This is a genomic window from Pseudoalteromonas sp. SW0106-04, assembly GCF_001293805.1.
In the GTDB taxonomy this organism is placed as follows: domain Bacteria; phylum Pseudomonadota; class Gammaproteobacteria; order Enterobacterales; family Alteromonadaceae; genus Pseudoalteromonas; species Pseudoalteromonas ruthenica.
The window spans coordinates 413,302-424,361 of sequence record NZ_BCAI01000002.1 but is presented as its reverse complement, the minus strand read 5'-3'; the positions used below and the strand labels follow the sequence as shown (position 1 = coordinate 424,361).

The 11,060-nt window shown below is 46.1% G+C and carries 13 protein-coding genes; 6 read left to right on the top strand and 7 right to left on the bottom strand.

What is annotated here, in order from left to right; translation table 11 throughout:
* Window positions 1-529: 529 nt before the first annotated feature.
* Complete coding sequence (gene lepB, locus W04_RS04665) at window positions 530-1,381, bottom strand: signal peptidase I (RefSeq protein WP_197275941.1); 852 nt, start codon at window positions 1,379-1,381, stop codon at window positions 530-532.
* Between the two features lie 578 nt (window positions 1,382-1,959).
* On the opposite strand from lepB, the gene W04_RS04655 reads away from it, so the two are divergent.
* A complete protein-coding gene (locus W04_RS04655) occupies window positions 1,960-3,051 on the top strand; it encodes a hypothetical protein (RefSeq protein ID WP_157576264.1) in 1,092 nt (363 codons plus the stop codon).
* An 88-nt stretch (window positions 3,052-3,139) separates the two neighbouring features.
* Here the strand turns inward: W04_RS04655 and W04_RS04650 are convergent, their stop codons facing one another.
* The 4 genes from W04_RS04650 to grxB are packed head-to-tail and all read right to left on the bottom strand — an operon-like array spanning window position 3,140 to window position 4,836.
* A complete protein-coding gene (locus tag W04_RS04650) occupies window positions 3,140-3,541 on the bottom strand; it encodes a lysozyme inhibitor LprI family protein (protein ID WP_053909960.1) in 402 nt (133 codons plus the stop codon).
* Window positions 3,541-3,684: a hypothetical protein gene (locus tag W04_RS18845; protein ID WP_157576261.1), complete on the bottom strand. Its 144-nt coding sequence runs from the start codon at window positions 3,682-3,684 to the stop codon at window positions 3,541-3,543. Before W04_RS18845 ends, W04_RS04650 begins: the two co-directional genes overlap by 1 nt.
* Window positions 3,685-3,732: 48 nt before the next feature.
* Window positions 3,733-4,191, bottom strand: coding sequence for a PaaI family thioesterase (locus W04_RS04645; RefSeq protein WP_053909958.1), 459 nt, complete (start codon window positions 4,189-4,191; stop codon window positions 3,733-3,735).
* A 9-nt stretch (window positions 4,192-4,200) separates the two neighbouring features.
* The gene (gene grxB, locus W04_RS04640) at window positions 4,201-4,836 is read right to left on the bottom strand and encodes a glutaredoxin 2 (RefSeq protein ID WP_053909956.1); all 636 of its coding nucleotides are present in this window, start codon (window positions 4,834-4,836) and stop codon (window positions 4,201-4,203) included.
* 98 nt (window positions 4,837-4,934) lie between these two features.
* Between grxB and W04_RS04635 the strand changes: the two genes are divergently transcribed.
* Window positions 4,935-5,465, top strand: a complete 531-nt coding sequence (locus W04_RS04635; protein WP_022943696.1) for a DUF924 family protein — start codon at window positions 4,935-4,937, stop codon at window positions 5,463-5,465.
* Here the strand turns inward: W04_RS04635 and W04_RS04630 are convergent, their stop codons facing one another.
* Window positions 5,466-5,831: an STAS/SEC14 domain-containing protein gene (locus W04_RS04630; protein WP_053909954.1), complete on the bottom strand. Its 366-nt coding sequence runs from the start codon at window positions 5,829-5,831 to the stop codon at window positions 5,466-5,468.
* 65 nt (window positions 5,832-5,896) lie between these two features.
* Complete coding sequence (locus W04_RS04625) at window positions 5,897-6,646, bottom strand: HNH endonuclease family protein (protein ID WP_053909952.1); 750 nt, start codon at window positions 6,644-6,646, stop codon at window positions 5,897-5,899.
* A 219-nt stretch (window positions 6,647-6,865) separates the two neighbouring features.
* Here W04_RS04625 and lexA point away from each other — a divergent pair, with 219 nt between their 5' ends.
* The 4 genes from lexA (at window position 6,866) to W04_RS04605 (ending at window position 11,048) form a co-directional block, all read left to right on the top strand.
* On the top strand, window positions 6,866-7,483 hold the full coding sequence (lexA, locus tag W04_RS04620; RefSeq protein WP_022943698.1) for a transcriptional repressor LexA: 618 nt from the start codon (window positions 6,866-6,868) through the stop codon (window positions 7,481-7,483).
* Window positions 7,484-7,801: 318 nt separating this feature from the next.
* The gene (coxB, locus tag W04_RS04615; protein ID WP_053909949.1) at window positions 7,802-8,935 is read left to right on the top strand and encodes a cytochrome c oxidase subunit II; all 1,134 of its coding nucleotides are present in this window, start codon (window positions 7,802-7,804) and stop codon (window positions 8,933-8,935) included.
* Entirely contained in the window at window positions 8,932-10,506 is a 1,575-nt protein-coding gene (gene ctaD, locus W04_RS04610) for a cytochrome c oxidase subunit I (RefSeq protein ID WP_022943700.1), read from the top strand. Before coxB ends, ctaD begins: the two co-directional genes overlap by 4 nt.
* A complete protein-coding gene (locus W04_RS04605; RefSeq protein ID WP_022943701.1) occupies window positions 10,506-11,048 on the top strand; it encodes a cytochrome c oxidase assembly protein in 543 nt (180 codons plus the stop codon). The genes ctaD and W04_RS04605 overlap by 1 nt, the downstream gene beginning before the upstream one ends.
* Window positions 11,049-11,060: the final 12 nt, after the last annotated feature.

The following is an 11,060-nucleotide window of genomic DNA, read 5'->3' as shown; positions in this document are numbered from 1 at the left end:
TTTAGCCTTGCAACCGCAAAGGCGGTCATATTCCAGAGGGCAGTGCCTAATCACAACCGTGTTCAACCTGTCTCTCATACATGGTTAGGCTAAAGCCCAACCCACAGGGGTGATGATGTAGGCAAGGCTTTAGCCTTGCAACCGGCAAAGGCGGTCACATTCCAGAGGCCAGTACCTAATCACAACCGTGTTCCTTACCTGTTTCTCATACATGGTTAGGCTAAAGCCCAACCCACAGGTGCTGATGTTGTAGGCAAGGCTTCAGCCTTGCAACCGCCGAGGGCGGTTACATCCCAGAGGCCGGGCCTAGTACACAATCAATAATTCCTCAAAATGGTTAGGTTAAAACCGAACCCACAGGGGTGATGATGTAGGCAAGACTTTAGCCTTGCAACCGCCAAAGGCGGTCACATTCCAAAGGCCATTGCCTAGTCACAACCAATTATTCACAGCGTGGTGAGATTCAACTTTATCTGCGAATCTATACTCAATCATTTCTCCTGATATCATTGCGTTGCAATGAGATCATCTACCAGCTCAATGCTACTTCACCTATGATGTTGTCTACCGGAACGAAGCCCCAATAGCGACTATCTAAGCTATTATCACGGTTATCTCCAAGCACAAAGTAGTGGTGATCCGGCACTTTCCACTTCGATTTTCCTTGATAATACCGCTCAGTTCGTGGGGAGGCATGTTTGTTTAGCCATATGTTATAAGTGTGTTCCTCTATCGACTCTGAATAACCCTGATACGGCGGCTCGCTTATTGCGCCTTGCTCAATTTGAGGCAGAGCTCGCATAGGTGCACATTGAGCATCAAGCGTATCGCACGCGGGTTGAATGAATACTTGCTTGCCCTTCAGCGCTATTGTATCCCCGGGCAGGCCAACAACGCGACTTATGTAGTTGATACTGAGCTGCTCTGGGAACTGAAAGACAATAAGACCACCTCGCAGAGGCCTTTTGGAAGGGGATTCTTTTTTTAGTTGAATGCCCGCTAAGCGATGATTTTCATAACCGAGCTTATTTACCACCACTACGCTATTAGGCGTTAACGTAGGGCTCATCGAAGAGGATGGTGCAGCAAACAATTCAAAGGCATTGATTCGCGTAAACAATATAAGTACCAGAAATAGGATGAAAACTAACAGCGATGTCCACCAGTTAGCGTACCAACTACGGTGTTGGCTGCTGTCATAGGTTTTTGCGAGCCAAAGAGTGTGGATGAACATCAATACAAGTAATAAAAATGCGAGATCGATGTAGCTAGGTAAAAAAGGTGTCAGCTTGGGGCCTAATAGAGCGACCAGTGCAAAAAGGCTCAAATATGCGAAAAATAACCGTCCTCTATTAACATAAAGGAACGCGAAAGGTTGCATAAAAACACCTAAAATGACTGAAACCCAAGTATTTGGTTTCCATAGCTGTTTTTCAGTTGTCATACTTATCCTTGTATATGTTGTTCTCCATGGTGGGAGTCATGACTCTACAACAATTCCCATTAAAGGCCAAAGGTATGGTGTTTTTCCTGTTAGGTTGAAGCCCGGTGTTTCTATTCGCTATTTACAGAATACCTTAAACCTTATTTTCCGTGTATCCATGTCGATGCAGAGAGATTGGGCTGATACATTGATGCTTATAAAAAAATGGTAACTTAGTTGTAGGTCAGTCTTTAGCCCAGCCATATTTAGCATGATCATACACTAGAAATAGAGGTGCAAATACGGATGCCATAAGCTCATTACTTCTGCAATCCTTTCTAATGCGTTAACAGCTTGGCTATGCTACCTTTTTGTTTTTCCCTTGATGAATTAGCGCAGTATGAGAACAAGGCGATCGAGTTACATGTTGCGACATGGGGTATGTCGAAAGGAAAGCTGCCATTACATTCGGTTACCCCTCAACGATCACTTACCTTTTCAGACTTTATGACCTATTACTACGGGCTTGTAGCTGCATGATGACCCCCTTATTCCTAGCTCTTATTTTATGCTTTTTCTCATTTGGTCTTTTGGCAGATCAGCTGACAATTAAGCATGAAATTGCGATGCCTAAAACTTTGGATGCAAAGGTGTCTTATTTAGGGTATAGCCCGAACGGAGGGGCTTTGCTGTTGTCCTCTTTTGTGCGAAGGGAGGCCTTTGTTATCGCTTCAGATGGAAGTCTAAAGACACTCGTTTTAACGCCAGCAATAGATGAGCAAAGAATGGCTTACACTGATGAAGCCTTGTATTTTTTTGCGGGCTTGCAACTGTACAAATTGTTGGGTAATGGAGAGTTGTTATCTATTAGTCAGGCTGAGCCTGCTTTAGGTTATGATCTCGATGTCAGTCGCTCAGGCCGCTACGTACTTTCAGGTAATTATGAATTGTTGAGCATTAACTCCTTGGATGCAGCAGCTAGAATGCTTAATGTATCGGGAGTTCAGCCCAGCGATGACTTTAATATGGAATATGAAGTGCTATCGATGCAACGTGAAGTATCAACATGGTTAAGTGATAAAACTTTGCTTAGAGTGTGGAAGTTAGCTGATGCCCAAACGATCAATGACATCGAAGTTAGAGGGAAAGTGCGGACACATATTATTCTGAATGAAGCAGAATCTATCATTGCATACATCGTAGGCGATACAGTGCGCTTTTGGAATTACAAAACCAGTACGCTATTAAAGCAACAACTGGAATTTGGTAATGATATCAGCTTAGGTAAATGGAATAGTAAAGTTTGGCTACTTAGTGGCAAAACGCTCTACAGGATTGTATGGGAAGGAAATAGTGCCACTGCGCAGAAAGTATATCAAAGCAATGCTGATGAAATCATTGACACTTTCAGTCGGCATAACTTTTCTAGTGATGGTAAATATGCTGTGTTAACCGAGCGCAAGGGGGAGGAGTTCGACACTGCACTCTATCAGCAGGATCGCGATAGACAGTTTGTTAAGCTGAGTGAGCTTACTTTCGGACCTGGTCGTCTCAGCCTTCATCCAACAAAGCGGGAGCTGGCATACTTCAGCTATGACGATAATACTCTGCGAATATACGGCTTTTAACGAGGTTGTATCTCACTCGTATCATAATTGAGATGAGTGTATTGCACTACCTTGTAGGCGAGGCCTTCAGCCTTGCTACTCCGAAGGGCTAATTAAGTACCTGGGAAAGAGCCTTTATCCTAGTTTGGTTCATACGCAACTTACAATTATTTATAACGGTCTCATACGCACTTGTGCCTTGCTCAATCTCGAATGCCTCAAGTTGACAACTTTGAGCCTTAAAATCGCTCCATGCCAATTGAGTTTTTTCTACTTGGTCGATTAATGTGTTACCTAATTCAGCCTCTGCAGCATAAGCCATCTGAATTCGCTTCCGTAAAAGCCTTAACTCGTTTGTTAGGCGTTGATCAGACTCGCCTTTTTTCTGCGCAATGCATTGCTCGAGCTCAAGACTGTTGGTGGCACCTTCGCAAGGGAGCTTTGTATTATTGGGATTAGCGGCACAACTGAATGTAATCAGTGCCATGATAGCAAAGTATAATGCTTTCATTAGTTCACACCTTTGGGGGCTTTAGGTTTACGCTGCTCTAAATACTTCACACGATTTTTATCTGGTTCATAGAGCCTTAAAGTAGTGGAGTTGCGACTGTAGTCGATGAGCTCATCAAAATCGTTATTCATACCAGTTTTCATCGGGCGAGACCCCTTGGTAACGCCTTGCCTACAGGTGAACATCCCGCTTTAAAGCCCTGTGCCTTTTGAGCGCTTCTCAACCACCGCAGCCGTCATCCTAGAAATACAACATAAATCGCCGGCGCTGTTGTAAATTTTTATCTCCCACACTGATGAGCGGCCGCCTAGATGCACGGGCTTGGTCACGGCTTTAAGTGTGCCGGTGCGTGAGGCTTTAAGGTGGTTGGCGTTGATCTCCTGGCCGACACAGTAGTACTTGCGGGTATCGACCACAAAATTGGCGGCGTAGCTGGCCACGGTTTCGGCCAATGCCACGTAAACGCCGCCATGAACAATGCCCATGGGGTTATATAACTCGTTGCTCACAGGGAGGCAGGCGACTAGGTAATCGTCGCCTATCTCTGTGATCTCAATGCCGAGTTTAGTCATTAAGGTGCCTTTTTCTCCTACACCTAAATCGAGCTTTTTACATAAGGCTAAGTCAATCTCTTGGGCCCAAATACTCATCTGTACTCCTTAAACAGCAACGCGGGTAAAGGTTTTAATTCGGTGTTCAGTGGCTAATGTATCGACATAGTTGAGTACATGCTCTGGAAAGGTTAAGTCTTTGACCACAGTGAGGTTGCGCAGAAACGGAAACAACGCCACATCGGCCCAAGTAATATGTTCTGGGGTTTGCAGCCATGTTAACTCACTCAAAGCGTGCTCCATCGTGGCAATATCAGCGTCGCTGTTGGCTAACACGCTATCGAAAGATTCGCCCAGGCGCTGCTCTTTCTTCTCGCGAAAATAGCTGATAGCGGTATCAATCGCGTATTCCGGCAGGGCCAGTTGCGGCCAACGCACAAAGGTCAGCCGTAAAAAGGTTTCAAGATGCTTTTCAACCCACTGTTGGGCTTGATTAAAGTGCTCTCCCTGTGACAGCTCCTTGTTGGCAAGAGTACAGAAATACTCGGCAATATCTAAGCTTTCGGCCATCGCGGTATCATCATCTTTGACCAAAATAGGCACTATTTTTTTACCCACTAACTGGTTGGGCGTGGCCTCGTCATCGTTGAGTAGGAAGCGCACGTCCACCTCTAGCCCCAAGGCGCGTGCAACCAGTAATGACTTTATACAATAGGGGCAATGTTCAAATATAAACAGCTTCATAAAAAATACCTCAGAGCTTGCGAATTACTACCTTTTGGCCTTAGCTGTAACTAAACAATAGTTGCCGGACGAAAGCAAACTTTCGCCATTAGATCATCATGCAATATGAATCCGTTTACGAATTTTGGTTTACTCACAGCAGTCCACAGGATTGGTTTAAAAAAAGCGCCGACTTTGACGCCACAGTAAAAAAGCAATTTTTACCTACTTACGAGGCAGCGCGCCAAGGCGAGCTTTATTCTTGGCGAAAATCTGCTCGAGGCGCGTTATGTGAAATTATAGTGCTGGATCAGTTTCCTCGTAATATGTTCCGCGATACGGCCCAAGCGTTTGCAACCGATGCACTGGCTTTATGTTTGGCGCAGAATGCGGTGGAGAAAAAGTTTGCTTTAGAGCTTGATGATACCGAGCGTAGTTTCTTATACATGCCCTATATGCACAGTGAGAGCCAGGCGATTCATGTGGTGGCCGAGCAGCTTTTTCGGCCCTTGAGTAATTATAAATATGAACTGGCTCACAAAGAAATCATTGACCGTTTTGGGCGTTATCCACATCGTAATGATATTCTCGGTCGGCAATCGAGCGACGCTGAGCAGGCGTTTTTAAATCAGCCCGGTAGCCGCTTTTAGTTAAGGGCTTTGTGCCCAGTGCTTCGCTTGCTCACGTTGTTCATAACGAAAGGATTTAACCTCTGCATGAATAAAGTGTGCGCCTAGGTGCTGGGCAAAGTCACCAAGCAACGAATTGGTGGCAATGGCTACTTTGTTCACCTTTTGATGATGGTCACGCACAAATTGCAGATGAGAGAGTAACGCGGCAAATGAGTCCCACCCCGGAAAGTGTTCAGTAGCAATAATGAGGGCATGTAGCTTTGCATGCTGTTCAATGTAAGGGTCGATAATACGCACTGCTGCTGCAAAGTCTTCTGCTGTCAGCTGGCCTTGTGGTTCGAGTAGGGCAGTATTGTGTGTTTCGTTTATAGTGATATTGAGCATATATCCTCGCCAACGAGTTCATTGGATGCTCTATCAATATAGAATATTTACTTTCAAACGGTTGGTTATTGGTGCACGGTTGAGGGCAGTGCGCTGAGGTTTAAAGTTTCACCCACGCAGTTTTGCAGCAAACTCTGAACTTGGTCTTTTTCGTTTTGCGAGTAGCGAAGGTCATACTTGCTCATAATGTAATTAAAGCGCTGAATGTACTGACAACGATAATCTTGATGCGGCGGCAACCATTGCCAAGGACCTTTTGCGCCTTTGCTACGATTTAGGCCATCATCAACAGCAAGCAAATTCTCCATATCGTTGGCAAATTGTGCCTTTTGCGAACGACTCCAAGTGGCAGCACCGTGTTCATAGGCAAATTTAAGCGGCACAATATGGTCTATATCTAAGTCATCGTCATTGCGTAGTATCTGCCCCGAATAAGGGTCATGCCACTGACCGCTGGTGACGGTGCAGCGCGCCTGGGTGGTGTAGCTTACATTAGTGTGTGATTGGGCAATCAGCACTTCAGCACGGGCGTCTTGGCAGTCGTGATCGATGTCTAACCAATGTGGCCAGTTATCCCGATGATAACTATTTTCTGATGTTTGTTTAGTGTAGTTCTTTGGTAAACGTCCACCGTCAGCTAAACAGCTTTCTAAGTTCGCATAGGGAGTGAAAGATTGAGTGCGTTGATAATGAGCAGAGTCTTCAGGGTGACAAAGGCCGCTGCGCGACATCTTGACCATATCGGCTTTGCACGCACCTATCGTCAGTGCCGAAATAAATAAAAGGAACGCTGAAAATACACCTTGGCGAGTCATCTAACTGCTTAATAATATGACTAAAACAGCGCTACTTTAAAGCATTGTCGCGCATTCGTCACTTATCACTTTATGAGTGTGAGGTGAGGTTGCATGTGAACAAAAGCGAAGTTGTATTAATTAAGGTTGCAACGGACAGCAAATTCCCTGATTTTATTTGCGATTTTCATTTAACTGTATATACTCACAGTTAAATGTACTGTATGGAAACCCAGTTGTATGCGCCCATTAACTAAACGCCAATCGCAAATTCTTGAGCTGATTAAAGTCTTTATTAAAGATACCGGCATGCCGCCGACGCGTGCAGAAATTGCACAAACACTAGGGTTTCGCAGTGCTAACGCCGCAGAAGAACATCTTAAGGCGTTAGCTAAGAAAGGCGTAATTAAAATGAAGCCTGGCGCGAGTCGAGGTATTCAATTGGTCGAGGAAGAAGAACCCGAACAATTGGGCCTGCCTTTAATTGGCCGCGTTGCTGCGGGCGAGCCTATTCTTGCCCAACAGCATATAGAGAGTCACTGCCAGATAGACCCACTGCTGTTCAAGCCTGCTGCAGATTACTTGCTGCGCGTAAATGGCATGAGTATGAAAGACATCGGCATCATGGATGGCGACTTATTAGCGGTACATCGCACTCAGGTGGCTGAAAACGGCCAAGTGGTGGTCGCGCGGGTTGATGAAGATGTCACCGTGAAGCGCTTAGAAAAAGCTGGGCGTAAGGTTCTGCTGCATGCAGAGAATGAAGAATTCACACCCATTGAAGTCGATTTAGAAAACGAATCCTTTAATATTGAAGGCTTAGCTGTAGGTGTGATCCGAAACGCCGACTGGATGTAATTAAATTTACTTATTTTGCCTCTAATAGGTCGGTTATTAGGGGCTTTCCCCACGTTCCCTCCTTAGCCACAGCGCTTTCTAACAGTTTGAATCTCCCTGTTAATTTATTAATAAAACGTAAACAAAAATAGTGTATTAACTTGCTATTAGCTCAATCTTTGACTAATTGGTTATATTACAGGCTTTGCTGGTCGGTTTTTCAACAGTTTATTTAGGGTCAAAGTTGTCGACTGGTAAAAGCATAATAATAACGAAGATTGGGTATTAAGCTGTAACCGCCTCTTCCTTGCATTGCGCAACAATAAGGAGATGGTACACATGAAGAAGCTGAGCTCCCTCATGTTGCTATGTCTGTTATTCCCTCAATTGGTGTCCGCGAATAGCAAGTACAACTTGCGCCAAGGGGTAACTGACATTAGCGAAAATGTTTACCAACTACACATGACCATATTTATTATATGCTGTGTGATTGGTGTAGTTGTTTTCGCGGTGATGTTTTGGGCGCTGCTCAAACACCGCAAGTCAAAAGGGGTCACCCCCGCTACCTTTCATGAAAGCACCAAAGTAGAAATACTTTGGACAGCGATTCCATTTGTTATTCTCATAGCCATGGCTGTTCCGGCCACCAAAACCCTGATTGCTATGGAGGATACATCAAAGGCCGATATCACCATTAAGGTGACTGGTTCACAATGGAAATGGCACTACGAGTATATGGGCCACGATGTGGGCTTTTACTCACTGCTGTCAACGCCTCAAGAGCAAATCAAAAATGCGCAAAATAAGGGCGACAATTACCTCCTCGAAGTAGATAAACCCTTGGTCATTCCCACTAATCAAAAAGTACGTTTTTTAATGACCTCGGATGACGTCATTCACTCTTGGTGGGTGCCCGATTTTGCAGTAAAGAAAGACGCTAACCCTGGGTTTATCAACGAAGCTTGGACGCGCGTAAACGAACCGGGTACGTATCGCGGCCAGTGCGCCGAGTTATGCGGCAAAGACCACGGCTTTATGCCGGTGGTCGTAGAAGCAAAACCCCCTGAAGAGTTTGACGCTTGGCTGGCAGAGCAGAAACAAGCGAAGCAAGCTCAGGCGCAGGCTGATGCTGAGCTGCTAGAACAAATCCTCTCAGAAGATGAGCTTATGGCATCGGGCGAGCAAGTGTATATCACTCGCTGTGCAGCCTGTCACCAGCCTACGGGGCTTGGTTTACCTGGAGTCTTCCCCGCCATTAAAGGCAGTCCAATAGCCACCGGCGATATTAACGACCATATCGATATTGTGGTACACGGTAAGCCAGGGACTGCGATGCAGGCATTTGTCGGTCAACTTACGCTTAAAGAGTTGGCTGCGGTGGTTACTTACCAACGCAATGCCTTTGGTAATGAAACCGGTGACATCGTTCAACCAAGCGTGATTCAGGCCTATATTGATGGGGAGGAACAATGAGTACAGCAGCTGCAACACATGAACATCACGGGCCTGCAACCGGAATAAAACGCTGGCTTTTTACTACTAACCACAAAGACATCGGCACCTTGTACTTATTATTTTCGTTGTTGATGTTTTTAACCGGTGGCGCCATGGCAATGGTGATCCGAGCCGAGCTATTCCAACCTGGACTTCAGCTGGTTGACCCTCATTTTTTCAACCAAATGACCACAGTACATGGTTTGATTATGGTATTCGGCGCCGTGATGCCTGCCTTTACGGGCTTAGCTAACTGGATGATTCCCATGATGATTGGCGCGCCAGATATGGCTTTGCCGCGAATGAACAACTGGAGTTTTTGGATTCTGCCATTCGCTTTTGCCATCTTATTGCTGTCGCTGTTTATGGAAGGCGGCGGTCCGGCCTTTGGGTGGACCTTTTATGCGCCCTTATCGACCACCTACAGCAACGACAATACTGCCCTGTTTGTATTTGCCATTCACATTATGGGGATTAGCTCCATCATGGGGGCCATTAATGTCATTGTGACCATCGTTAATATGCGTGCTCCAGGGATGAAGTGGATGAAATTACCGCTGTTCGTGTGGACCTGGTTGATCACTGCCTTTTTATTAATTGCAGTGATGCCGGTGTTGGCGGGGGCGGTGACCATGGTGCTCACTGATAAGTATTTTGGCACTGACTTCTTCAATGCCGCCGGTGGTGGCGACCCTGTGATGTTCCAGCATATCTTTTGGTTCTTTGGTCACCCGGAAGTGTACATTATGATTTTGCCAGCGTTTGGCATTATCTCCACCATAGTTCCTACCTTTTCACGCAAAAAACTGTTTGGCTATTCGTCTATGGTATACGCCACGGCCTCCATCGCCTTGCTGTCTTTTGTGGTGTGGGCCCACCATATGTTTACCACCGGTATGCCACTGGCCGGGGAATTGTTCTTTATGTACTCGACCATGTTGATATCGGTGCCAACGGGAGTAAAAGTATTTAACTGGGTAGCCACCATGTGGCGCGGTGCCATCAGTTTTGAAATACCAATGATGTTTGCTATCGCCTTTATTGTGTTGTTTACCCTCGGGGGCTTCTCGGGCTTGATGTTGGCAATTACCCCAGTGGATTTCCAATACCATGACACCTACTTCGTGGTGGCGCACTTCCACTATGTTTTAGTGACAGGGGCGGTGTTCTCGATTATGGCCGCTGCTTATTACTGGCTACCAAAATGGACTGGGCACATGTATAGCACCACGTTAGCGAAATGGCATTTCTGGCTGTCGTTAGTCAGCGTTAATGTGCTGTTTTTCCCTATGCATTTTGTCGGTTTGGCGGGTATGCCACGACGTATTCCAGACTATGCGCTGCAGTTTGCTGATTTTAACGCCATTATCAGTATTGGTGGTTTCGCCTTTGGACTCTCTCAACTGTTGTTCGTTGCCGTGGTGTTCAAGTGCATCAAGGCTGGAGAGCAAGCACCAGCAAAAGTGTGGGATGGCGCAGAAGGCTTGGAGTGGGAGGTGGCATCTCCGGCACCCTACCACACCTTTGAAACGCCACCTAAGGTGCAGTAATGAACCACGCACCGTTATTAAAGAAACTAGTCATCAGTGTCATTGGCATGTTTGCGTTCGCCTTTGCTTTGGTGCCGCTTTACGACGTGTTCTGCGAAGTAACAGGGCTTAATGGTAAGCCCTCACTCGAACAGGCGCAGCAAAGTGAGCATGTGGATGACTCTCGCGAAGTGACGGTGAGCTTTACAACCCATGCGCAAAGTGGTGCCCCCTTTGAAGTGTTAGCACAAAAGCAAGAAGTGGTGGTGAAACCCGGGGCAATGACAGTGGTGACATTTGCCGCAGCGAATACCAGTGGCGAGCCGCGAGTCATGCAGGCTATTCCATCTGTTTCTCCAGGGCTCGCAGCCAAGTATTTACATAAATTGGCGTGTTTTTGCTTTGATCAGCAGCCGCTACAAGCCAATGAACGGCTTGAATACCAATTGCGCTTTTATGTCGACCCTGCGTTGCCGCAGGAGTATGAGGAATTAACGCTGTCTTACACCCTCTTTGATATCAGCGCTAAGCGACAAGACTTACTCGCAGCGCAAGCGCGATAAACCGAGCGAGGT